Origin of the sequence: Sphingobium chlorophenolicum, assembly GCF_000722875.1 — a bacterium.
GTDB classification, from domain to species: Bacteria; Pseudomonadota; Alphaproteobacteria; order Sphingomonadales; family Sphingomonadaceae; genus Sphingobium; species Sphingobium chlorophenolicum.
Genome location: NZ_JFHR01000041.1, coordinates 25,409 through 49,005 on the forward strand (window position 1 = coordinate 25,409; position 23,597 = coordinate 49,005).

The window sequence follows — 23,597 nt, forward strand, 5'->3', positions numbered from 1 at the left end:
CAGCAGAAGGCTGGTGGAGGGGAAATGCGCAGGTCGCGCCTTACCCCATAGGCCGCTATTCCAGCACCGTGATCGCTATCGCATAATCCCCAGTCTCCGGATCATGCTCCAGCGGCGAGCGCAACTGGCGCGACAGGCCCGTCAGCACGCGCCCATAGCGCTCCTCCAGCCGGGCGGTCATGTCCGCCGACCCGCGCAGCGCGGGGGAAAGGATGTGAAGCACCGCCCGGTTCGTCTGGCCCGGCTCCAACTGCACGGCGATGCGCATCGCCGTGCGCGGGTTGGACAACATCGCAAGCTCCACCAGTTCCGTCAGCAGGAAGGCGATCGGCACCGCCACATCCTGGCTGATGTGCAGATTGTCGCTGTCGATCTGAATGCCGAAGCGGCGCGCTTCGGCGGGGGCGGAACTGCGCAGGCTGGCCGACAGTTCGCTGACCAGCGATCGCACGCCGACGCCGCGATGCTCCTCCAGCTCCGCATAATGGTTGCGGTGCACGACGGACAGCGCGTCGACCCGCCGCTGGATCGTCGCATAGGCCTCCACCGCTTCGGCGTCATGGGCGGATCGCGCATGCAGGTTGATCAGGCTGGCGATGATCTGAAGGTTGTTCTTGACCCGATGATGCACTTCCCGCGTCAGTTTGCGCTGGGTTTCCAGCCCGTCCGCCATCTCCGCCTCATGGGTGGCGACATCCTCGCTGATTTCGCGGAACGTGTCGCCCAGCGCGACGATCTCCTGCGCGGGGGTGCGGATGCGGCGCATCGGCTCCAGCACCTCGCCCGGCTGATAGGCGGCCACCGACCGGCGCAGCACCACCAGCGGCCGGATCAGCAGGCGGTTGACGACGAACCAGCCTATCGCCGCCGCCGCGAACCACATGACCAGCGGCAGGAAGAGCGAGAGCATGCGCGCCACCGTCGCCGGGGGATCGCGCAGCGTCATCGTCAGCAGGATGTTGGGCGGGTCCAGCCGGGCCGAAAGCGTGGTGCCGCGCCCGCTTGAAAGGCCCGCCGGTTGCGTCACGATCATGCTGTGGCTGCCGTCGCGCAGCGTGATCTGGCGGTTCTGCAACGTGCCCGCCGGGTTTGTGATCGCCTCCAGATAGGCGCGCGAATAATAAGCGACCGCGACGACCGCGCCGTTGCCGCTTCGCGCCCGGCTGACCAGATAGGGCGACGTGGGCAGCAATTGCGCGGGCGCGCCGGTGAAATGGGCCGACGGCGGCAGGCCTGCAGGTTCCGGTAGGGTCGAACCGCACAGCAGCCGCCCCGTCCGGTCGTAGATATAATGGCGGCCCCCGCCGCGATCATGGGACGCCAGGAATTTCGTCAGGCGCGCGCACAAGGCCCGGTCCGGGCCGGATGTTGCGAAACTGTCCGCCGTCAGCAGCAGCGCCGTGCGGTCGAACGCCAGGTCGGAGGATAATTTGCGGGCGCTTTGCGTGACCGCGACGCGCAGCAGGGCTTCCTTTTCCAAATCGGCCGTGCGGATCGCCTGGAGCGATGCGACCAGCGCGATCAGGCCCAGCGGCAGCAGCGCCAGCGTCAGGATAAGGAACATCTTGACGCCGGTGGAATGGGAAACGGCGTTCAACCTGCGCAGGACGGGGCCAGCGGCTGGAATAAGCGCGCCCTCGGTCGGGGATGGTGCGGGGTTCGTGTCCATTTAGCTGATGTCGAACATCAAGCGCTGTTTTTCCCCGAAAGGCAATCAGCGGATTTTCCAAGAAGCGCCATGTCCTCTCCGCTCCATCCTCCCGGCGATGCCTGTCCGGCCGTTTCCCGGCCCGGTCGATCGGGGAGAGTTCAGTCCAGCTTGCTGAGGAGGTCGAGCATTTCGGCGGGAATATCCTCCTCCACCGCGCGTTGATAGACGGACCGCAGGGCATTGGCGACCTGGCCGTCGTCCTTCGCCGCGGAACCGCGTTTCTTGCGGGCGGCCCCGCCCTTCACGCCAGAACCCGGAGTGCTGGTGCCGACATCTTTCCTGTCCCCTCCCGTCACATCCCGTTCCGTCGTTGAAGCAACCAAAACACGCCCCTCTGCAGCCATTAATGTCATGCCAGCCTGCTCTTTTCGCGGCTTTCCCCTATGACGTCAATTGAACGTCCGGGGAATTAGATCAGAAAATCCCAAAGATTGTCGAAAAAACCGAACGGCAGTGAAACAAATTCCCCGGTTGTTGGTTCCCTTCGCGAAGCATTTTTTGCCTCGACCCGCCGATGAACGGCGATGGCACCGAAAGGGGGAACGGGAAAGGGGAAGGGGGCTTGCCACATCGGCCTCGTCCATTCATCCTCCCGATCCAACGAATGTTTCGAAATAAAGCTGCCCGATGGGCTGGGAGAATTTTTACAGATGTCGCTTGGTCAGCAACTGCACCCTCATCTTCCTTTCCTACGCCGTTATGCGCGCGCGCTGACAGGCAGCCAGACGCATGGCGACGCCTATGTCCGCGCCACGTTGGAGGCTATCGTGGCCGCGCCGGACGAATTTCCGGCGGCCGTCGACCCGCGCCTTGGCCTCTACAAGACCTTCCATGCGATCTGGTCCTCCTCCCATTTGGAGGACGCGCCCGTGCTCACCGGCGCCGACGGGCAGGAGGCCATCGCCCAGGCGCGTCTCGCCCGGCTGACGCCGCTGCCGCGCCAGGCGCTGCTGCTCACGGCGCTGGAGGGTTTCACGGTCGAGGATGTCGGCTATCTGATCGACCTGGACGGCGACGATGTGGAGGCGCTGGTCAGGGAAGCGCTGACCGAGATCGAGGCGCAGACCCGCGCCAAGGTGCTGATCATCGAAGATGAGCCGATCATCGCCATGGACATCGAAACCATCGTCCGCGACCTGGGGCATGAGGTGACCGCGATCGCCGTCACCCGTGAGGATGCGGTGCGGGAGGCGATGGCCGAACGGCCCGGTCTGGTGCTGGCGGACATCCAGCTTGCCGACGATTCCAGCGGCATCGACGCGGTGAAGGATATTCTTGCCGAATATTCGGTGCCGGTGATCTTCATTACCGCCTTCCCGGAACGTCTGCTGACGGGCGAGCGGCCGGAACCCACCTTCCTCATCACCAAGCCGTTCCAGCGCTCCACGGTGAAGGCGGCCATTTCCCAGGCGCTGTTCTTCGACGAGGCGACGGCCCCGGCCTGATCGTTGCGGCGGGCTTTCTGGAATGAGGCAGAAAAAAGGGGAACCCCGGTCCGCGACTCGCGTTATTGATGCGTAACGATCGGGAGAGACCTTCATGGCCGAGCAGGAGCAGCATATCGCGACCGAAAAAGCCCGCGCAGGCTCTACGCCGCATATCGTTCGCTATGTCCTGGCCATTTCGCTGACGCTCGCGATCATCGTGATGGCCGTGATATTGCTGGGTTATTGAAGTCGGTCGTTGAGAAGAAGAATATTGGGATGCGGACGCATATATGGCTTTGACGACTTCCGTTCATGCAGCGAGGGCGACAGCCGGTGAGGGGGTTGTTTCCATGAGTGACGGCGCAAGTCCGGATGTGGAGCGCGAAGCCCTTTCGGACGCGGATTTCAAGCGTGAACTGGCCGCCGTGATCCCGCACCTGCGCGCCTTCGGCCGGTCGCTGTCGGGCAATCGCGACGTGGCGGACGATCTGGTGCAGGAAACGCTGCTGAAGGCCTGGGCCGCGCGCAGCCGTTTCCAGGCGGGCACCAACATGCGGGCATGGACCTTCATCATCCTGCGCAATCATTATCTGTCGCAGATGCGCCGCTCGCGTTTCCGGGGCGATTGGGACGATCTGGCGGCCGACCGGCTGCTCGCCGCGCCCGCCGGGCAGGACAAGCATGTCGAACTGTCCGACATGCAGCGCGCCCTGCTGCAATTGCCGCAGCCGCAGCGGGAGGCGCTGATCCTGGTCGGCGCGGGCGGCTTTGCCTATGAGGAGGCGGCCGACATCTGCGGTGTCGCCGTCGGCACCATCAAGAGCCGCGTAGCGCGCGGCCGCGCCGCCCTGGAACAGATATTGGAAAATGGCGACCTGCCGTCCCGCCGCAGCCAGGAAACCAGCGAAGCGGCGATCCTGGACGAGATCATGGACGATGTCGACCGCCTGAGCCGGGGGCGCGAAGCCAGGGAAGGCAGTGAAGATAGCGACTCCGACCCGGAGTAATCTGTGCTACACTCCGCTTCTCTCTGGATTTCAGGATCGGGAGAAGCAGCATGGACGAAGGGCGCAAGGACGAGTCCCATGAACCGGCTTCCGTACCGGGCCGGTCGCGCGGCAGCTTGATCATCTTCCTTCTGGTCGCCATGGCTCTGGTGCTGGCGATCGGCTTTTTCTACATGACGAAGGATCGGGACGACCGCCCGGCCGACGCCGTGATGCAGGCGGTCGAGGCTCCCGACAGCGCCGCCCATGTGGTTGGCGATGCGGCGATGAACGCGGCGGACGCGGTCCGCGATCATTGACGGGAAAGGATGTTGCGCGGTCCGCCCCGTGCCTTGACCCGCCCGTCCCCTGATCCGCCGTGAAGCCCCGGCGGCCTGTTCAGAAAATCTTTGCGATTGTCGTGCATCGTGCCTGTCGGTGTCGGATTTCCTTACAGCGCCTGTAAGGCGATCCGGCGACGATCCGCCCGCCGGGCGCAGCGGGAAACGCGCGACGAATGATAAGATTGTTCAAACATTATGTGCCGCATGCGGTGTTGCTGCTGGGCCTGCTGGATTTCCTGCTGCTGATCGGCGCGGCCGAAGGCGGCTGGATATTGCGCGCCCACCAGATCGGCATGGCCGTCGATCCCGCCGCGACCCGCCTGGCGCCGCTGCTCAGTTTCGGCATCGCGATCCAGACGGCGATGATCGCCGTCGGCGTCTACGGTCCGGAATCGCTGCAATCCATCCGCTACGCGCTGGCGCGGCTGCTGGTCGCGATCTCGCTGGGCGTGCTGTTCCTGTCGGTCATGCATTTCCTGCTGCCCGACATCACGCTCTGGCGCTCCAACTCGCTCTACGCCATGGGTCTGGCCATCGCCTTGCTGCTGGCGATCCGCCTGCTTTTGGGGTCGATGCTGGGCGGCGAGGCGTTCAAGCGGCGGCTGGTCGTCCTGGGCGCGGGCAATCGCGCCGACCGCATTCGGGAGATCGAGCAGCGCAGGGGTTCGGGCTTCCTGGTCGTCGGCTATATCGCGATGAACGACGGCGCGCAGGTGATCCCGGAAGCGATCAACCGCAACGCCATCTACAATCTGGCCGATTTCGTGGTCCGCCTGGCCGCGAGCGAGGTGGTGCTGGCGCTGGAGGAGCGGCGCAACGCGCTGCCGCTGGGCGACCTGCTGCGCATCAAGACGACCGGCGTCCATGTGAACGAAATCTCCACCTTCCTGGAGCGGGAAACCGGCCGCGTCGACCTGGACAGCGTGAATCCAAGCTGGCTGATCTTCTCCGACGGCTTTTCGGCGGGCCGCCGCCTGTCCAGCATCGCCAAGCGGCTGTTCGACATCGTCGCCAGTTCGATCCTGCTGCTGCTGACCGGCCCGGTCATCCTGCTGGCCGCTATATTGGTGAAGCTCGACAGCAAGGGCCCCGCCTTCTACCGCCAGCAGCGCGTCGGCCTTTACGGCGAGGAATTCTGGATCGTGAAGCTGCGCACCATGCGACAGGACGCGGAACTGACCGGCCAGGCGGTCTGGGCGGAAAAGGACGATCCGCGCATCACGCGCCTGGGATACTGGCTGCGCAAGCTGCGCATCGACGAACTGCCGCAGACCTGGACGGTGCTGAAGGGGGAGATGAGCTTCGTCGGCCCGCGCCCCGAACGCCGCCAGTTCGTCGAGGATCTGGAACAGCATCTGCGCTATTATGCCGAACGGCATATGGTGAAGCCGGGCATCACCGGCTGGGCGCAGATCAACTATCCCTATGGCGCGTCGATAGAGGATGCCCGCAACAAGCTGGAATATGATCTTTATTACGCCAAGAACTACACGCCCTTCCTGGATCTGCTGATCCTGATCCAGACGTTGCGCGTCATCCTCTGGCCGGAGGGGGCGCGGTGAGCGCTCTGCTGCAATTCGTCGGCGATTGGGGCCATGCGCTGGCCGCCATATTGTTCGCGGCATTGGGCATCTTCGTCCTGCGCCGCCGGGAAGAGCCCGAACATAGCCTGCTGGCCGCCGCGTTGCTGCTGACCTCCTGCTGGTCGCTCTACGTCTCCTTCGGCGGGGTGGAAAAGCCGCTGACTGGCATTGGCGAGAATATCCGCAACGCTGCCTGGCTGCTGCTGCTGTTCGCCATGCTGCGGCGGAACGGGCCGGGGCGGGGGGAATCGCTGGTGGCGATCGGGTCGGTCTATGCCGCGGTGGCGGGCATCATCCTGCTCCAGACCTTCACCGACCTCATCTGGCGGCAATTGTCTCCGCTCAGCGACCTGCACCGCGCGCTTCTCCATGTCTCGCTGGTGCTGCACATGATGACCGCCATCGGCAGCCTGATGCTGGTCCATCACCTCTATATCGGCTGGCCGCCGCAGAATCGGGAGCGGGTGGCGCTGCTGCTCGGCGCGCTGGCGGCGATGTGGACCTATGACTTCACCCTCTATGCCATAGCCGCCGTCACGACGGATCGCGCCCATGAACTTTATGCCCTGCGCGGACCGATGATGGCGCTGCTCGCCCCGGTGATCGCTGCGGGGATGCGCAACGACATCGCCGCGCGGGTGCAATTGTCGCGCGCGCTGACCGTCCGGTCGCTCTCGCTGGCGGCCCTGGCGCTCTATGTCGTGGTGCTGGCCGCGACGGCGGTGGTGGTGGAACTGGTCGCCGGTCCCTATGCGCGGGTGGTCGAGATAGGCGGCGTCTTCTTCATGGCGGTGAGCGCGCTGGTGGTCCTGCCCTCCCGCCGCCTGCGCGCCTTCTGGAAGGTGCAGGTGGCCAAGCATTTCTTCCAGCATCGCTATGATTATCGCACCGAATGGATGCGCTTCGGCGATACGATAGGCCGCCCCGGCGACAATGCGCTTCCCCTGGGGGAGCGCGTGGCGAAGGCGGTGGCCGACATCACCGATTCCCCCGCCGCCGTGCTGATGCTGCGGGCGGACGACGGCGCGCTGGCGTTCGAGACGCATTGGAACTGGCCGGGCGAGATGCCCGATGGCGCGGTCGTTCCCGCGCCGCTCGCCGCGCTCATCGAACAGAGCGGCTGGATCATCGACATAGACCGGCCGCCCGGCGGCGCGGGAGAAGTCAGCGCGCCCGGCTGGATGACGGTCGACCGCCGCGCCTGGGCGCTGGTGCCGCTGATCCATTTCGGGCGGCTGATCGGCGCGATCCTGCTTGCTCGCCCGCCCATCGACCGGCGGCTCGACTGGGAGGATTTCGACATGCTGCGCGCCGCCGGACGGCAGGCGGCCAGCTATCTGCGCGAGGCGCAGGGGCAGCAGGCGCTGGACGACGCCCAGCGTTTCGAAGAGTTCAACCGCCGCTTCGCCTTCATCATTCATGACGTGAAGAATCTGGTGAGCCAGCTTTCGTTGCTCGCCCGCAATGCGGAGCGGCATGCCGACAATCCGGACTTCCGCGCCGACATGGTGCTGACGCTGAAGGAATCGGTGGGCAAGATGAACGACATGCTGGCCCGCCTTTCGCAGCATAATAAGGGCAGGGCGGAAGAGCCGCGCCCCATGGCGCTGCGCGACGTGGCGGAGCAGGTCGCGCGTTCCCGCTCGCGCCAGCATGCGATCATCGTCGCGGGCGACGCGCCGCAGGTGCTGGCCGACCCGGCGCGGGTCGAGCAGATCGTCATCCACCTGCTCCAGAACGCCATCGACGCCAGCGCGCCGGACGATGTCGTGGAATTGCGGCTGTCCGACGACGGGCACGACGCTTTGCTGGACGTGATCGACCAGGGCCGCGGCATGACCGCCGAATTCATCCGCCGCGAATTGTTCAAGCCCTTTTCGTCCAGCAAGGTGGGGGGCTTCGGCATCGGCGCGTTCGAGGCGCGGGCGCTGGCCCAGGCGATGGGCGGCCGGATCGATGTGGAAAGCAAGCCCGGCGTGGGAAGCCGGTTCACGTTGCGCCTGCCTTTGGCGCTGGGGGATTTTAGGGGGAAGGCCGCCTGATGAGCGACATGCGACCGAAATTGCTGATCGTGGAGGACGATCCGGGCCTTCAGCGGCAGTTGCGCTGGGCCTATGAGGAATATCAGCTCTTCATCGCGGGCGACCGCGAGGAGGCGATCGAGATGCTGCGCGAGCAGGCGCCCGATGTTGTGACGCTGGACCTGGGCCTGCCGCCCGATCCCGACGGCACCAGCGAAGGCTTCGCCACGCTGGAGGAGATATTGCGCATCAAGCCGGATACGAAGGTCATCGTCGCGTCCGGCCATGGGGCGCGGGAAAGCGCGCTCCACGCCATTTCCGGCGGTGCCTATGATTTCTACCAGAAGCCGGTCGACATCGACGAACTGGGGCTGATCGTCCGCCGCGCCTTCCATGTCCATGCGCTGGAACGGGAAAATGCCCGCCTGGCCGAAACCGCGCCGGAAGGGGGGCGGGTGCTGGGACGGTTGATCACCGCCGCGCCGGAGATGATGAAGGTCGCCCGCACCATAGAGCGGGTGGCGGCGGCGGACGTCTCCGTCCTGCTGTTGGGCGCCAGCGGCACCGGCAAGGAATTGCTGGCGCAGGGCCTGCATGACGCCAGCCCGCGCCGGGAAGGGGCCTTCGTCGCGATCAACTGCGCGGCGATTCCGGAAACGCTGCTGGAGGCGGAACTGTTCGGGCATGAGAAGGGCGCCTTCACCGGCGCGGTCAAGACCACGCCCGGCAAGATCGAACTGGCGCAGGGCGGCACATTGTTCCTGGATGAAGTGGGCGACATCCCGCTGACCCTGCAGGTGAAGCTGCTGCGTTTCCTGCAGGAGCGGGTAATCGAACGGATCGGCGGGCGTCAGCCCATCGCGGTCGACACGCGGATCGTCTGCGCCACGCACCAGAATCTGGAGGAAATGATCGCGGCGGGCACGTTCCGGGAGGATCTCTATTACCGGCTGGCGGAGATTGTGGTGCGCATTCCCGCGCTTCGGGAGAGGCCGGGCGATCCGGCGCTGCTGGCGCGGCATTTCCTGCACCGCTTCGCCAAGGACATGAACCCGCAGGTGAAGGGCCTTGCGCCGGACGCGCTGGCGGCGCTGGACGTCTGGACCTGGCCCGGCAATGTGCGGGAACTGGAGAACCGCATGAAACGCGCCGTCATCATGGCGGACGGGAAACATGTCACCGCCGCCGATCTCGACCTGGATGGGGATCGCGCCGAAGGGGGCGACGTGGTGAACCTGAAAGCGGCGCGGGAAATGGCCGACCGCCGCGCCATTCGTCGGGCGATAGCGCGCACGGACGGCAATATATCAGGCGCGGCGAAGATGCTGGGGATCAGCCGTCCGACGCTTTACGACCTGCTGAAACAATATCAGATGCAGAATTAGGCCGCCAAATCCTCCCTACGCGTAGCGTGGGGAGGGTCGAAGAGAGGCACGTGACTCTCTTCGACGCCGCTGAAAGCGGTGGTGGAGGGGAAAATCGGAGGTCGTGCCACTTCCCCTCCACCAGCCTTCGGCCGGTCCCCCTCCCCATCTATCGATGGGGAGGAATAGGAGAGGTTGGCTTTCCACCCAAATCGGTCTGCCCCTAAACCCGTTCAACCCCCAGATCGGCCGCGCTGATTCCCAGCCGCCTGATCTGCTCCGCCACCGGCGGCCAGACCGTATCCATGAACCGCGCCCGCTCCATGTCCCGCAGCCTTCGCGTCGCGCCGTCCGCGACGAACATGCCGACGCCGCGCTTCACCGCCACCAACCCATCATCCTGGAAGCATTGATAGGCCTTGGCCACCGTTAGCGGATTGGCCCCCTGTTGCGCCGCCAGGGCGCGCACCGAAGGGAGCATATCGCCATCGCGAAATTCGCCGTCCAAAATCGAAGCGGCGATAATCTCCCGCAAGCGGAGATAGACGGGTTTGGAGTCGTCGGCCATGGTGCATCAGTGCCATAATACAGCGTTGCAGGTCAAGCCATGCTCTTGCGCGAGGCTGGCTGAAACAGGTAATTATCTGTCCCAGACCGAAACGATATTATCATATTCTGGCCGAGGCCGTTCTTCCTGCGCCTTGCCCGGCGTGCCGATGAAGACGAAGCCCGCGATCCGCTCCTTCCCCTGCGCGAAGGCCGCCCGCACATCCTCATTATAGCTGGGCCAGCCGGTCAGCCAGCCCCCCGCAAAGCCCAGCGCATGGGTCGCATGAAGCAGGTTCATGATCGCCGCGCCCACCGACAATTCCTGCTCCCAGAGCGGAATCTTGCTGCCCTCCACCGGCGCGGAGAGCGCAACCACCAGCGTCGGCGCCTGATGGGCGAACTGGTGCATCGCCTCTATCTCCAGCCGGCCCGCGTCCGGCTTTTCGGCGCGATAGGCATTTTCCAGCAACGTCGCCAAAGTCCGGCGCTTCTCCAGCGGCACGATCACGAACCGCCAGGGGGCCAGCTTGCCATGATCGGGCGTCCTTTGCGCCACCTCCAATATCGCGCGGAGCTGGCCCTCGTCCGGCCCCGGCGCGATCAGGTCGCGGGGCTTGCCGGATCGGCGGGTCTGGAGAAGCGAGAGCGGAGAAGTGCGGTCATTGAACATGGCGTTCCAAATGGCTCTCCCGCCCTTCCGGCGCAAGGGCGCCATCCTCCTTTGACAGATGAATAATTTCGGCTCTAGGGGAGGGGGATGACAGGGGCGTCCGGCGCTCTTCCCGACAAGATAGGATGATGGCCTGAATGGCGACCTCCGTTTCAACGACCGCCCCGGCGGGCAAGACCTGGCTCGGCCATCCCCGCGGGCTGTTCCTGCTGTTCTTCGTGGAGATGTGGGAACGCTTCTCCTTCTACGGCATGCGCGCCCTGCTGATCTTCTACCTGACGCAGCATTTCCTCTTTTCCGACCGCGACGCCAGCTATGCCTATGGCGCCTATATGTCGCTCATCTACATCTCGCCGCTGATGGGCGGCTATCTGGCGGACCGTTATCTGGGCCAGCGCAAGGCGGTGCTGTTCGGCGGCATCGTGATCGCCGCCGGCCATATCATATTGGGTCTGGAGGGCGAGAATGCGGGGCCGATGGGCCTCGGCCTCTTCTGGCTGGGTCTGGGGACGGTCATCACCGGCACGGGATTCCTGAAATCCAGCGTATCGGCGCTGGTGGGCCAGCTTTACCCGCGTGACGACATGCGTCGCGATCCGGCCTACACGATCTTCTATATGGGCATCAATGTGGGCGCGACCATCGGCCCCATCATCTGCGGTTATCTTGGCCAGACATGGGGCTGGCACTGGGGCTTCGGTGCGGCGTCGGTCGGCATGATCGCGGGCGTGATCGGCTTCATGCTGTGCAAGCCGTTGTTGCAGGGCAAGGGTGAACCGCACGATCCCGAACGGCTGAAGGAACGGGTCGGCGGCCTCATCAGCCGCGAATGGCTGGTCTATCTGTCCAGCCTGGCGTCGATCGGCCTGTGCTGGTTCCTGATCCAGAGCCATGCGATCGTCGGCTGGATGCTGGCGGCGTCCAGCGTCGCGGTCGTGCTGTACATCCTTTGGGAAGCCTTCGGCCGGATGGAGCGGATCGGACGCGACCGGATGCTGGCCGCGCTGTTCCTGCTGGTCGTCAACCCGATCTTCTGGGGCCTGTACGAACAGACCGGATCGTCGCTCAGCCTGTTCACGGATCGCTATGCGGACCGGACGATATTGGGCTTCAACGTCCCGGCGTCCATGTTCCAGTCGGTCAACGCCGCCTATATATTGATGTTCGGCCCGGTCCTCGCGGGCCTGTGGATATGGCTGGCGAAGCGGGGATGGGAACCGTCCACCCCCGCAAAGTTCGGCGTTGCGCTGGCGCTGGTGGGCGCGGGTTTCCTAATCCTGGTGGCGGGGACCGGCGCGCCCGGCACGCTGACGCCGGTGCTGTTCATCTTCCTGCTCTACCTCTGCCACACGCTGGGCGAACTCTGCCTGTCGCCGGTCGGCCTGTCCGCTATGTCGAAACTGGCGCCGTCGCGCATGATCGGCCTGATGATGGGCATCTGGTTCCTGGCCATGGCGCTGGGCGAATATGCCGCCGGGCTGATCGCCGCGGCCACGGGCGGGGAGGGCGGGGCGGCCTCCCGCGACGATGTGCTGGCGGTCTACGGCACCATCGGCTGGTGGTCCGTGGGCGCGGGTCTGGTCGTCATGGCGCTGGCGCCGCTGGTGAAGCGGCTGATGCACGCCGACCGCTTCGGGGAAGAGGGAGAATAAGGCGCTCCTACTGCGTCGCACCCCATATGTCGCCGGCGCGGACAAAGCCCTTCTGTCCCCCCACGTCGAAGGCGCACCAGCCCTTCCCGCAGGAGCCGAGCCGCCCCACCACGCCCTTCTGGGCGCGGAACAGGGGACGGGCGTCCTCGCTGGCGGAGGCGCGCATCGGCGCGATGTCGGCTGTGACGATGGCGGTCGGCGTGTCGCTCAGCAGCCGGACGTGCATCCAGCCCTGCGTGCCGCTCGAATCCTCGATCTTGCGCCACAGGCCCAGCACCTGCACCACCTTCACCGGCAGGTCGCGGCGGCGATAGACCCAGTTGGACGGGTAATCCAGGCTGGGGCCGACGCGCATGCGGGCCTCCTCCTGCGTCAGCGAAGCCCAATAGGGCACCGGCTTGGCAGGGGAGGCCGATGCCACGCCCGCCCAGCAAGCCGCCGCGAGGATGCCCGCGCCCAGATAGCCCTTCATGCCCATTATGTCCCCATCATTGATGCCGCGACCATAGCCGTTCGCAGCCCCGGCCGACAACCGCTCTCTTGGCGCTTATGGATAAGCGCTTGACCATCGCGCCAACGGGGAATAGCGGCCGGATATGGCCAAGAAACCGCGCCCCGCCAAGCCGCGCGTCATCGTTACGCGCCGCCTGCCTCCCAATGTCGAGGCGCGCATGGCCGATCTGTTCGACACCGTCTTCAACATCGGCGACGTGCCGATGGACCGCGCCGCGCTGACCCGCGCCATGGCGCAGTGCGACGTGCTGGTGCCCGCCGTCACCGACCAGTTGGACGCCGCCCTGATCGACGCCGCGCCGGAACGTCTGCAACTGATCGCCAGCTTCGGCAGCGGGGTCGACCATATCGACCTCAGCGCCGCGCGGAAGAAGGGGATCATCGTCACCAACACCCCCGGCGTGCTGACGGAAGACACCGCCGACATGACCATGGCGCTGATCCTGTCGGTGCCCCGCCGCCTGGCGGAGGGGGAGAAGCTGGTGCGATCCGGCGCCTGGCCCGGCTGGAGCCCGTCGGGCATGCTGGGGCACCGGATCGGCGGCAAGAAGCTGGGCATCATCGGCATGGGCCGCATCGGCCGCGCTGTCGCCCGCCGGGCGGCCGCCTTCGGCCTGTCCATCGCCTATCACAACCGCCACCGCTTGCCGTTCGAGGTGGAGCAGGAATTGCAGGCGCACTGGCATGCCGATCTGGACGCGCTGCTGGCGGAAAGTGACATTGTTTCCATCCATTGTCCGCTCAACGCCGACAGCCGGGACATGATCGATGCGCGCCGGATCGCGCTGATGCGGCCCGACGCCTATCTGATCAACACCTCGCGGGCCGAGATCACGGACGAACCCGCGATGATCGCGGCCCTTGCCGAGGGGCGGATCGCTGGAGCGGGGCTGGACGTCTATACCCATGAACCGGCGGTCGATCCCCGGCTGCTGGACCTCTCTAACGTCGTGCTGCTGCCGCATATGGGGTCCGCGACGTTCGAGGGGCGCGACGCCACCGGGGCGCGGGTGATCGCCAATATCCGAAGCTGGGTGGACGGACACCGGCCGCCCAATCAGGTGCTGGAAGGCTGGGTCTGACCCGCCGTCGCCCCTTTCCCGAATTCGACCGCCGCAGCCTGATCCGAAGCCTAGGCGGCGCGCTGGCCCTTGGCGGGGCTTTCCCGTCCTGGGCGCGAAGCGGCACGGCGGGCCTCATCCCCGCCCCCGGTGTGCTGAACGGCGAGACCATCGCGCTGACGGTGGGGGAAAGCCATTTCTCGACCGGAGGCCGCTCCGCCCATGCGGTGACGGTCAACGGCACGCTGCCCGCGCCGCTCATCCGCCTGAGGGAAGGGCAGAATGTCCGCCTGTCCGTCACCAATAGCCTCAGCGAAGACACCTCGATCCACTGGCATGGCCTGATCGTTCCTTTCCAGATGGACGGCGTGCCGGGCGTCAGCTTTCCGGGCATCAGCCCGGGCGAGACCTTCACCTATGAATTCCCGGTCCGCCAGTCGGGCACTTACTGGTATCACAGCCATTCCGGGATGCAGGAGGCGATGGGCCATTACGGCCCCATCGTCATCGACCCCGCCGGGCACGATCCGGTCCACAGCGACCGCGAACATGTGATCCTGCTGTCGGACTGGAGCCCGGTGCATCCGCATGTGCTGCTCAAGCGGCTCAAGCAGATGGGCGGCTATTTCAACATGCAGAGGCAGACGCTGGCCGGGCTGCTCGCGGGGAAGGACCAAAAAGCCGGGGAGCGCCTGCAATGGGGCGCGATGCGGATGGACCCCACCGATATTTCCGACGTCACCGGGTCGACCTACAGCTTCCTCGTCAACGGCCATGGCACGGCGGAAAACTGGACCGGCCTCTTCACGCGGGGCGAGCGGGTGCGGCTGCGGATCATCAACGCCTCGGCCATGACCAATTTCAACCTGCGCCTGCCGGGGCTGCCGATGACGGTGGTCCAGTGCGACGGACAAAATGTGCAGCCGGTCGAGACGGACGAATTCCAGATCGGCATCGCCGAAACCTATGACGTGGTGGTGCAGCCGGGGGAAGCGAAGCCCTATGCCCTGATCGCGGAGGCGATAGACCGTTCCGGACTGGTGCGCGCGACGCTTGCGCCCCGGATCGGCATGGCGGCGGACGTGCCCGCTCTGCGCGAAAGGCCACTGCTGGGCATCAAGGATATGGGCATGGACATGTCCGGCATGGGAGATATGCCTGGCCATTCCATGAAGATGCGCGACCCGTCCGTCGCGCCGCAGGTGAAGATGGGGCCGGGCGTCGCCACCCTCTCTCCCATGCCGACGGACCGCACCGCCGACCGGCCCACGGGGCTGGAGAGCGTCGATCACCGGGTGCTGACCTATGCCGACCTGAAATCGCTGGAACCCAACAGGGCCAACCGCGCGCCCACGCGGACGCTGGACATTCACCTGACCGCGAACATGGAACGCTATATGTGGTCCTTCGACGGGGTGAAGCTGTCGGACGGGGCCGAACCCATCGCCTTCCGCCATGGGGAACGGGTGCGGGTGAACCTGATCAACGACACGATGATGCCGCATCCCATCCATCTGCACGGACATTTCTTCGAACTGGTAACGGGCGCGGGCGACCATGCCCCGCGCAAGCATACGGTGAACGTCCTGCCGGGCGGAAAAGTCACTTTCGACCTCACCGCCGACGCGCAGGGCGACTGGGCGTTCCACTGCCACATGCTGATGCACATGCATGCCGGGATGATGCGCATCGTCACCGTGCGGCATGAGAATGGGGCGGCGTGAAGAGGTTCGCCATCCTGCTGCTCGCGTGCCTGCCGGTTCCCGCCCCGGCGCAGGAGATGGACCATAGCCACATGGATCACGGCGCGATGGAGGCCCCGCCGCAGGCGCCCCCCGCCGCCGATCCCCATGCCGGGCACGGTCAGCCCGCCGCCAATCAGGGCACTCCGCCGCCGATCCCAACCAATCACGCTGCCGAAGCCTTCTACAGCGCCACCGAAATGGTGCGCTCCCGCGCCGCCATGCTCAGGGAAAGCGGCGGCATGACCTTCTCCCGGCTCATGCTGGACCGGCTGGAATATCGCACGGGCAGGGGCGCCGACGGCTATCACTGGGAGGGCGAGGGCTGGATCGGCGGCGACATAGACCGCTTCGCTTTCAAGACCGAAGGGGAGGGCGCGATCCATGACCCCCTGGAGCGCGCGGAGGTCCAGGCGCTCTACAGCCGCGCCATTGGCCCCTGGTTCAATCTGGAGGCGGGGGTCCGCCACGATATCCGCCCCGGCCCGCAGCGGACCTACGCGGTGGTCGGGATAGACGGCCTGGCGCCCTATTGGTTCGAAGTCGGCGCGCAGGCTTTCCTCTCGGACAAGGGCGACGTCCATGTGCGGCTGGAGGGCAGCTACGACCAGCGCATCACCCAACGCCTGATCCTGCAACCGGCGGCGGAGGTGAGCATCGCCGCGCAGGACGTGCCGGAATTGGGGATCGGATCAGGCGTCTCCGACATCGAACTGGGGCTGCGGCTGCGCTACGAATTCGCCCGGCAGTTCGCGCCCTATATCGGCTTCAATTGGGAACGGAAGTTGGGCGAAAGCGCCCGCTTCGCCCGCGCCGAGGGGGATGGAGCCTCCGCCACCCGCTTCGTGATGGGCGCGCGCTTCTGGTTCTGACCGGCCCGATGCGCCCAATGGCATCGCCCACATAATCGAAACCACCCATCCGTTCGGGCTGAGCCTGTCGAAGCCCTTCCTTTCTTGAAGGCCCCAATCCCGCATCGCAACTTCGCAGAACTTCCCAACCCGGAACCCGCCGCTCCGTTGTCCGTTGAAAAAGCCAGGTCTTTCAATGGAAGGAGTTCGCAATGATCCGTCTGGCCATCATTTCCCTCGTGATCGCCGCTGTGCTGGCCATATTGGGCTTCGGCGGCATGGCGGGCACGTTCGTCGGCATCGCCAAATTCCTGTTCGTGCTGGCGATCGCGCTGTTCGCGATCTTCCTCGTCCTCGGCCTGCTGGCTGGCAAGGGCATCAAGAATGCGATAGATTGACCCCATGACGGAAATCGGTGCTGGAGTGAATGAAACGGGCCGCCTGATCCGCGATGAGGCCGGGTTCCTGCTCCAGCGCGATCTGGGCGGCAGTTTCCGCCTGATACTGCTGCGCGTACCCGTCGATCATGTCGAAAAACGGGTGCGCGTGCAGGGCTATTATGCCGGGGACGGCATAGTGGAAGTGGAAGGCGTGGCCGCCGCCTGATCAGCCGGCGGCTTCCCTTCCGTCAGGGATTGATCGAATCGCGGGCATCGCAGGACGTCATGACGTCATGCGTGCTCACAAAACGCGCGCAGGCGCCGAAACCCCTGTTATTCTCCAGCGGAAGCGCGGTTTCGCAATAGGCGCATTCCGCCATCAGCCGGCCGACCATCCACTGGCTGCGGCCGCAACTGGGGCAATGATTGGCTTCCCCTGGATGATAGTGAATGATGTAACCCCTTATGGCCGGGTCAAAAGACTTGCCGGTCGCGAGGCTGGACACTGGGCGCATCGTCTCTTCCTCCTCAGACACGTATCACGGCATCGATGCAAAATCGGAAATACCCCCGAACTTCACATCAGCATGGATGCAACGACGAACGTCAGAGCGAACGACCCATATCATCTCTGCAGAGCCCGCTCCTTGCACCAGAACGCGGCCGCAACCCAATGTATCCCGCGCCGGATGATCGCGTCTACAAGAAAGATTCGCGGAATCGTCCCATTTTCGCGCCTTCGCATTTGACTCGGAGCGTGCAGGCGCTATGGCGGCGCGCATCGGGACATACCCGCTTCAGCCTGCACGGCAGGGGGCGTATCCCGCCACCTTGCCGTCCGGTTTCCTTCCGTGCGGCGAGCCTATGGTGGTGTACGTCATCCTGCCTGCTCCTGGCTGGGGCACTGCGAGGAGACGCACGACTCATGACCGCCATCGGACAGGACACACTCGGCACCCGCGACCTTTTGAAGGTCGGCGGCAAGGACATCGCCTATTATTCGTTGAAGAAGGCCGCCGCCAAGCTGGGCGACGTTTCGCGGCTTCCCTTCTCGATGAAGGTGCTGCTGGAAAACCTGCTCCGTTTCGAGGATGGCGTGACCGTCACGACCGACGACGTGAAGGCGATCGTCGACTGGCAGAATGACAAGGGCAAGGCGGAGCGTGAGATCCAGTATCGCCCCGCCCGCGTGCTGCTTCAGGACTTCACCGGCGTTCCCTGCGTCGTCGACCTCGCCGCGATGCGCGACGCGATGAACGCGCTGGGCGCCGACGCGACCAAGATCAACCCGCAGGTTCCCGTCCACCTCGTCATCGACCACTCGGTCATGGTCGACGAATTCGGCACGCCCAAGGCGTTCGAACAGAATGTGGAAATCGAATATCAGCGTAACATGGAACGCTACGACTTCCTGAAATGGGGTAGCAAGTCGCTCGCCAATTTCTACGCCGTGCCGCCGGGCACCGGCATCTGCCATCAGGTGAACCTGGAAAATATCGCGCAGGCCGTCTGGTCGAGCGAAGGCCCCGACGGCGTCACTGTCGCCTATCCCGACACCTGCGTCGGCACCGACAGCCACACCACCATGGTGAACGGTCTGGGCGTGCTGGGCTGGGGCGTCGGCGGGATCGAGGCTGAAGCCGCCATGCTCGGCCAGCCCGTCTCGATGCTCATCCCCGAAGTCGTCGGCTTCCGCTTCACCGGCGAACTGAAGGAAGGCGTGACCGCCACCGACCTGGTGCTCACCTGCACCCAGATGCTGCGCGCCAAGGGCGTGGTCGGCCGCTTCGTCGAATATTTCGGCCCCGGCCTTGCCTCGCTGAGCCTTGCCGACCGCGCGACGCTCGCCAACATGGCGCCGGAATATGGCGCGACCTGCGGCTTCTTCGGCATCGACGACAAGACGCTGGATTACATGCGCCTCACCGGCCGCACCGAAGAGAATATCGCGCTGGTCGAAGCCTATGCCAAGGAGCAGGGCTTCTGGATCGACCCCGCCGTCGAACCCGTCTTCACCGACACGCTGGAACTGGACCTCGGCACCGTCGTCCCCAGCCTGGCCGGTCCCAAGCGCCCGCAGGACCGCGTCGCGCTGCCGGAAGTCGATGACGTGTTCAACGCCGACATGGCCAACACCTACAAGAAGGCGCAACAGCGCGTTCCGGTCGAGGGCAAGGATTTCGACATCGGCGACGGCGACGTCACCATCGCCGCGATCACAAGCTGCACCAACACGTCGAACCCCGGCGTTCTGGTCGCCGCCGGCCTCGTCGCCAAGAAGGCGAACGAACTGGGCCTGAAGCCCAAGCCCTGGGTCAAGACCTCGCTCGCCCCCGGTTCGCAGGTCGTCACCGACTATCTGGAAAAGGCCGGGCTTCAGTCGCATCTCGACGCCATCGGCTTCAACCTCGTCGGTTATGGCTGCACCACCTGCATCGGCAACTCCGGCCCGCTCGCCGAACCGATCAGCAAGGCGATCAACGACAACGGCCTGGTCGCCGCTGCCGTCATCTCCGGCAACCGCAACTTCGAAGGCCGCGTGTCGCCCGACGTGCGCGCCAACTTCCTGGCATCGCCGCCGCTGGTCGTCGCCTATGCCCTCAAGGGCACGGTGATCGAGGATTTCATCACCACCCCCATCGGCAAGGGCAAGGAAGGTCAGGACGTGTTCCTGAAGGACATCTGGCCGACCAATGACGAAGTCGCCACCACCATGGCGGGCTGCATGGACCGCGCCATGTTCCAGGCGCGCTACGCCAACGTCTACAAGGGCGATGCGCACTGGCAGGCGATCGACGTCACCGGTTCGGATACCTACAAGTGGCGCGCAGGTTCGACCTATGTCGCCAACCCGCCCTATTTCGAGGGCCTGTCCATGACCCCGGCGCCGGTCACCGACATTGTCGAAGCCAAGCCGCTGGCGATCTTCGGCGATTCGATCACCACAGACCACATTTCGCCCGCCGGTTCGATCAAGGCCTCCTCGCCCGCGGGCAAGTGGCTGAGCGAACATCAGGTCAGCCAGGCCGACTATAACAGCTACGGTTCGCGCCGCGGCCATCACGAAGTCATGATGCGCGGCACCTTCGCCAACATCCGCATCAAGAATCTGATGCTGGACGGCGTCGAGGGCGGCATGACCCGCTATGAAGGCGAAGTCATGCCGATCTACGACGCGGCGATGAAGCACAAGGCGGACGGCACCTCGCTGGTCGTCATCGGCGGCAAGGAATATGGCACTGGATCGTCGCGCGACTGGGCGGCGAAAGGCACCAACCTGCTCGGCGTCCGCGCCGTCATCGTCGAAAGCTTCGAGCGTATCCACCGTTCGAACCTGGTCGGCATGGGCGTGCTGCCGCTCCAGTTCAAGGACGGCCAGAACAAGGACACGCTGGGCCTGACGGGCGACGAGACCTTCACCATTCAGAATGTGTCGGGCCTCAAGCCCCGCCAGGATGTGGACGTGATCGTGAAGCGCGCCGACGGCTCGACCTTCACCTTCACCGCGCTGTGCCGCATCGATACCGTCAACGAACTGGATTATTTCCTGAACGGCGGCATCCTCCAATATGTGCTGCGCAAGCTGGCCGCCTGATCGGCCGACGCGCTGAATAGGAATGAAGGGCTCCCGCCACAGCAGGGGCCCTTTTTTCTTGGCGGGAAGGGGAGCTTGCAGAAGCTGTCTGGTGGCCGTTTTTAGGCTAGGAGCGGACATTAATACCTCCCCTCCCCTGAGGGGGGGCATAATGACGGCCTTTCACCCAAATCGCTCTATCCGCCAAGCCTCCCGCCAGAGCAGGAGCATGCCGCGTTTCTATCCCTCCGGCCGCGTCCAAATCCACGTTCCGCCGATCAGCGCCGCCCCAACCGGGAGCAAAAACCACGGAAAGGGCGAAAATGCCAAAGCCAGCACCACGCTGAACGCGAAAGCCGCCAACGCCGCCTTCTTCCCCCGGCGGCTGATTGCGCCCTTTTCCCGCCAGCGCCGGATATGCGGGCCGAAATGGCGATGCTCCAGCAACCGGGCCTCCAGCGCCGGGCTGGACCGTGCAAAGCAGAAGGCCGCCAGTATCATGAACGGCACGGTCGGCAACAGCGGCAGAAAAGCCCCGATCGCCCCCAGTCCCAACGACAAAAACCCACAAAACAGATAAAAATGCCGCCGCATCAGGCCGCAGGCAGCCGTAGCCGCACCATCGCGCCGCCCAGATCCTCGCTTTCCTCCAGCGCGACCGACCCGCCGTAGATTTCCGCGACGTCCCGCACGATGGCCAGGCCAAGCCCAGTGCCCGGCTTCCCCGAATCTAGCCTGACGCCCCGGTCGAAGATGCGCGTCCGGTCCTCCTCCGCAATTCCCGCGCCGTCATCCTCGACCAATATCTCGACCATATTGCCCTTGCGCCCGACCGTTGCGAATACGCTGCCCCCGCCATATTTGGCGGCATTTTCGACCAGATTGCCCAGCATTTCGTCCAGATCCTGCCGTTCCACACGGACATCGGCGTCCTTCACCCCGTCCATGTCGATCCGCACATCGGGATAGAGCCGCTGGACGGCCCGCTCGACCGCTTCCAGGCTGGTCCAGACCTCCGCCCGGCTGTGCGCCGCGCCGCGCCGTCCCACGGCCCGCGCCCGCGCCAGATGATGGTCGACCTGCCGCCGCATCGTCGTCGCCTCCCGGATCACGGTGTCGCCCAGATCGGGCGACTGGGCGGTGGCGGCGTTCATGATCACGGTCAGCGGAGTCTTCAACGCATGGGCCAGATTGCCCGCATGGGTCCGCGCTTCCTCCGCTTGCCGCTCATTATGGGCCAGCAGGGCGTTCAATTCCTCCACCATCGGCAGCACTTCGGCGGGCATCGGCTCGGTCACGCGATTCTTCTCGCCGCCGCGCATCCGTACGATCTCCTGCCGCACCTTGCGCAGCGGTCGCAGCCCGTAAAGCGTCTGCAACGTCGCCAGCACGATCAGCCCCAGCGCCAGCAGCGCGAAACTCTCGAACAGGGTCGAGCGCAGCGTCTTGATCTGCGCGTCCAGCCCTTGCCGCGCCTGCGCCACCATGAACATCCAGCGCGTGTCCGACCCTGGCAGGACGATGCTGCGCTCCAATATGCGCAGATCCTCGCCCGGAAACTGATTGCTGTCGTAGATATGGGGGGCATCGTCCTGATGCTCCGGCTTCACCTTCAGCGCCCGGTCCCAGAGCGAACGGGACCGCCAATCCTCATGCCCCTTGCCGCTGATCTGGTAATAAATGCCGCTATTGGGTTCCAAAAAGCGCTGGTCGGCGGGTTCGCGGTTGAACAGCACCTCGCCGTCCGGCCCGATCTCCGCCGACGCGATCATGGCGGTCAGCACATAATTCATGCCGTCGTCGAAATTGCGCGTGATCGCGTCGGACAGCACCCGGTCCAGCGCCAGTCCGCCGCCCAGCAGCAACAGGCTGATCCACAGCGCCGCGATGCCGATCATGCGGCGGCTGAGCGATCCGGTGGAATGGACCTGCGAAGGGGAGGGGAGATCGGTCAAAAGACGATCAAGCCTGTATCTCCGTTCGCCCTGAGCTTGTTGAAGGGCCGCACTTTCTTTGAGAAGAACAAGGCTTCGACAAGCTCAGCCCGAACGGAGGTTGGCGTTACCGCCCCGGCTCATCGAGGCTATAGCCCAGGCCCCGGATCGTCGTGATGACGTCCGCGCCCAGTTTCTTGCGGATGCGCGTCACGAACACTTCGATGGTGTTGGAATCGCGGTCGAAATCCTGATCGTAAATATGTTCGATCAATTCGGTGCGGCTCACCACCTTGCCCTTGTGGTGCAGCAGGTACGACAGCAGCTTATATTCCTGCGCGGTCAGCTTCACCGGCTCGCCCTTCAGCGTCACCTTGCCCGACCGCGTGTCCAGCCGCACGTCGCCCGCCGTCAGTTCGCTTGACGCATTGCCCGAAGCGCGACGGATCAGGGCGCGCAGCCGGGCGATCAATTCTTCGCTCTGAAACGGCTTGGCCAGATAATCGTCAGCGCCCGCGTCCAGCCCGGCGACCTTGTCCGACCAGCTATCGCGCGCGGTCAGCACCAGCACCGGAAAGCCCCGGCCTTCCTTGCGCCAGCGGTCCAGCACGGTCAGCCCGTCGATGGTCGGCAGGCCCAGGTCCAGCACCACCGCGTCATAATTTTCGGTCGCGCCCAGAAAATGCCCGTCCTCGCCATCGTCGGCCAGGTCCACGGCATAGCCCGCGCCCTCCAGCGTATTGCGGAGCTGTTGCCCAAGGCTCGGTTCATCTTCGACGATCAGCAGACGCATATGGCCCCGTTTCCGTTATTATGCTGTCAGCGCGCCTAACGCGCCCAGCCGATTATATCGCCCGTGCGCCCGTCCGCATCAACCCATACCACCTTGCCGTCCTTCACATATTTCAGACGATAGCGGTTGGAGGAGGGATTGAACTCGCTGCCCAGATAGGTCGCCCCGCCCATGGCGGCGTCGACCCGGCGTTTGATGACGGAAAAGGGCATGACCTGCCCGTCCAGCATGGCGCGGCGCGCGGCATCCTGCTCGTCGCGCTGGCTGCCGGCGTAAACGGCCGGATTCGCGACGAAAAGCGCCGCCATGGCTCCCAGGCCCGCAATCAGTTTGAACCGCATCATTCGCATGACCTTGGCATAGCCGCGAACCATTGAACAGGTGGTGAATGGCGCGGGGGGTAGTCATCATCCCCCCTCCCGCAGGCGGGAGGGGGTTAGGG

The 23,597-nt window shown here is 65.0% G+C and carries 24 protein-coding genes; 14 read left to right on the forward strand and 10 right to left on the reverse strand.

Features of this window, described 5'->3' with window-relative positions; genetic code table 11:
* Window positions 1-55: 55 nt before the first annotated feature.
* The gene (locus BV95_RS15900; RefSeq protein ID WP_037454120.1) at window positions 56-1,564 is read right to left on the reverse strand and encodes a sensor histidine kinase; all 1,509 of its coding nucleotides are present in this window, start codon (window positions 1,562-1,564) and stop codon (window positions 56-58) included.
* Between the two features lie 245 nt (window positions 1,565-1,809).
* Window positions 1,810-2,007: a NepR family anti-sigma factor gene (locus tag BV95_RS23825; protein WP_156028680.1), complete on the reverse strand. Its 198-nt coding sequence runs from the start codon at window positions 2,005-2,007 to the stop codon at window positions 1,810-1,812.
* A 354-nt stretch (window positions 2,008-2,361) separates the two neighbouring features.
* On the opposite strand from BV95_RS23825, the gene BV95_RS15905 reads away from it, so the two are divergent.
* The 7 genes from BV95_RS15905 to prsR all read left to right on the forward strand — a co-directional run bounded on the left by BV95_RS15905 (window position 2,362) and on the right by prsR (window position 9,457).
* Window positions 2,362-3,156 carry a response regulator gene (locus tag BV95_RS15905; protein WP_037454074.1) on the forward strand — a complete coding sequence of 265 codons (795 nt, stop codon included), beginning with the start codon at window positions 2,362-2,364 and terminating at the stop codon, window positions 3,154-3,156.
* Window positions 3,157-3,250: 94 nt separating this feature from the next.
* Window positions 3,251-3,385: a hypothetical protein gene (locus tag BV95_RS24790; RefSeq protein WP_037454077.1), complete on the forward strand. Its 135-nt coding sequence runs from the start codon at window positions 3,251-3,253 to the stop codon at window positions 3,383-3,385.
* Between the two features lie 103 nt (window positions 3,386-3,488).
* Window positions 3,489-4,145 (forward strand): sigma-70 family RNA polymerase sigma factor, encoded by a 657-nt coding sequence (locus tag BV95_RS15915; protein WP_037454080.1) that lies wholly within the window; start codon window positions 3,489-3,491, stop codon window positions 4,143-4,145.
* Window positions 4,146-4,195: 50 nt separating this feature from the next.
* On the forward strand, window positions 4,196-4,444 hold the full coding sequence (locus tag BV95_RS15920) for a flagellar basal body-associated FliL family protein (RefSeq protein ID WP_037454083.1): 249 nt from the start codon (window positions 4,196-4,198) through the stop codon (window positions 4,442-4,444).
* A 197-nt stretch (window positions 4,445-4,641) separates the two neighbouring features.
* A complete protein-coding gene (locus tag BV95_RS15925; RefSeq protein ID WP_037454086.1) occupies window positions 4,642-6,030 on the forward strand; it encodes a TIGR03013 family XrtA/PEP-CTERM system glycosyltransferase in 1,389 nt (462 codons plus the stop codon).
* Window positions 6,027-8,093: an XrtA/PEP-CTERM system histidine kinase PrsK gene (gene prsK / locus BV95_RS15930; RefSeq protein ID WP_037454088.1), complete on the forward strand. Its 2,067-nt coding sequence runs from the start codon at window positions 6,027-6,029 to the stop codon at window positions 8,091-8,093. Before BV95_RS15925 ends, prsK begins: the two co-directional genes overlap by 4 nt.
* Window positions 8,093-9,457 (forward strand): PEP-CTERM-box response regulator transcription factor, encoded by a 1,365-nt coding sequence (gene prsR / locus BV95_RS15935; RefSeq protein WP_037454090.1) that lies wholly within the window; start codon window positions 8,093-8,095, stop codon window positions 9,455-9,457. The genes prsK and prsR overlap by 1 nt, the downstream gene beginning before the upstream one ends.
* Before the next feature lie 202 nt (window positions 9,458-9,659).
* On the opposite strand, the gene BV95_RS15940 is transcribed toward prsR, so the two are convergent.
* Window positions 9,660-10,004 (reverse strand): GntR family transcriptional regulator, encoded by a 345-nt coding sequence (locus BV95_RS15940; RefSeq protein WP_013847107.1) that lies wholly within the window; start codon window positions 10,002-10,004, stop codon window positions 9,660-9,662.
* Window positions 10,005-10,076: 72 nt separating this feature from the next.
* Window positions 10,077-10,655 carry a nitroreductase family protein gene (locus BV95_RS15945; RefSeq protein WP_037454093.1) on the reverse strand — a complete coding sequence of 193 codons (579 nt, stop codon included), beginning with the start codon at window positions 10,653-10,655 and terminating at the stop codon, window positions 10,077-10,079.
* A 137-nt stretch (window positions 10,656-10,792) separates the two neighbouring features.
* On the opposite strand from BV95_RS15945, the gene BV95_RS15950 reads away from it, so the two are divergent.
* Window positions 10,793-12,307, forward strand: coding sequence for a peptide MFS transporter (locus BV95_RS15950; protein ID WP_037454095.1), 1,515 nt, complete (start codon window positions 10,793-10,795; stop codon window positions 12,305-12,307).
* A 7-nt stretch (window positions 12,308-12,314) separates the two neighbouring features.
* Here BV95_RS15950 and BV95_RS15955 read toward each other — a convergent pair whose 3' ends face one another.
* Window positions 12,315-12,785 (reverse strand): SH3 domain-containing protein, encoded by a 471-nt coding sequence (locus BV95_RS15955; RefSeq protein WP_037454122.1) that lies wholly within the window; start codon window positions 12,783-12,785, stop codon window positions 12,315-12,317.
* 118 nt (window positions 12,786-12,903) lie between these two features.
* Here BV95_RS15955 and BV95_RS15960 point away from each other — a divergent pair, with 118 nt between their 5' ends.
* The 5 genes from BV95_RS15960 (at window position 12,904) to BV95_RS15980 (ending at window position 17,080) form a co-directional block, all read left to right on the forward strand.
* Window positions 12,904-13,902 (forward strand): 2-hydroxyacid dehydrogenase, encoded by a 999-nt coding sequence (locus tag BV95_RS15960; RefSeq protein ID WP_037454098.1) that lies wholly within the window; start codon window positions 12,904-12,906, stop codon window positions 13,900-13,902.
* Window positions 13,899-15,605: a copper resistance system multicopper oxidase gene (locus BV95_RS15965; RefSeq protein ID WP_037454101.1), complete on the forward strand. Its 1,707-nt coding sequence runs from the start codon at window positions 13,899-13,901 to the stop codon at window positions 15,603-15,605. The genes BV95_RS15960 and BV95_RS15965 overlap by 4 nt, the downstream gene beginning before the upstream one ends.
* Window positions 15,602-16,495, forward strand: a complete 894-nt coding sequence (locus BV95_RS15970; protein WP_037454104.1) for a copper resistance protein B — start codon at window positions 15,602-15,604, stop codon at window positions 16,493-16,495. Before BV95_RS15965 ends, BV95_RS15970 begins: the two co-directional genes overlap by 4 nt.
* 191 nt (window positions 16,496-16,686) lie before the next feature.
* Complete coding sequence (locus BV95_RS15975) at window positions 16,687-16,872, forward strand: DUF1328 domain-containing protein (protein ID WP_013847100.1); 186 nt, start codon at window positions 16,687-16,689, stop codon at window positions 16,870-16,872.
* 4 nt (window positions 16,873-16,876) lie between these two features.
* Window positions 16,877-17,080, forward strand: a complete 204-nt coding sequence (locus BV95_RS15980; RefSeq protein ID WP_037454107.1) for a DUF5818 domain-containing protein — start codon at window positions 16,877-16,879, stop codon at window positions 17,078-17,080.
* A gap of 22 nt (window positions 17,081-17,102) precedes the next feature.
* Here the strand turns inward: BV95_RS15980 and BV95_RS15985 are convergent, their stop codons facing one another.
* Window positions 17,103-17,369: a hypothetical protein gene (locus BV95_RS15985; protein WP_013847098.1), complete on the reverse strand. Its 267-nt coding sequence runs from the start codon at window positions 17,367-17,369 to the stop codon at window positions 17,103-17,105.
* A 410-nt stretch (window positions 17,370-17,779) separates the two neighbouring features.
* Here BV95_RS15985 and acnA point away from each other — a divergent pair, with 410 nt between their 5' ends.
* Window positions 17,780-20,449, forward strand: coding sequence for an aconitate hydratase AcnA (gene acnA / locus BV95_RS15990; RefSeq protein WP_037454110.1), 2,670 nt, complete (start codon window positions 17,780-17,782; stop codon window positions 20,447-20,449).
* Between the two features lie 219 nt (window positions 20,450-20,668).
* Here acnA and BV95_RS15995 read toward each other — a convergent pair whose 3' ends face one another.
* From BV95_RS15995 to BV95_RS16010, 4 genes are all read right to left on the reverse strand, one after another.
* The gene (locus BV95_RS15995) at window positions 20,669-21,022 is read right to left on the reverse strand and encodes a YbaN family protein (RefSeq protein ID WP_013847096.1); all 354 of its coding nucleotides are present in this window, start codon (window positions 21,020-21,022) and stop codon (window positions 20,669-20,671) included.
* Window positions 21,022-22,326: a sensor histidine kinase gene (locus BV95_RS16000; RefSeq protein ID WP_037454124.1), complete on the reverse strand. Its 1,305-nt coding sequence runs from the start codon at window positions 22,324-22,326 to the stop codon at window positions 21,022-21,024. Before BV95_RS16000 ends, BV95_RS15995 begins: the two co-directional genes overlap by 1 nt.
* Window positions 22,327-22,489: 163 nt before the next feature.
* Entirely contained in the window at window positions 22,490-23,155 is a 666-nt protein-coding gene (locus BV95_RS16005; protein WP_013847094.1) for a response regulator transcription factor, read from the reverse strand.
* 35 nt (window positions 23,156-23,190) lie between these two features.
* Window positions 23,191-23,529 (reverse strand): hypothetical protein, encoded by a 339-nt coding sequence (locus BV95_RS16010; RefSeq protein ID WP_037454113.1) that lies wholly within the window; start codon window positions 23,527-23,529, stop codon window positions 23,191-23,193.
* Window positions 23,530-23,597 lie beyond the last annotated feature (68 nt).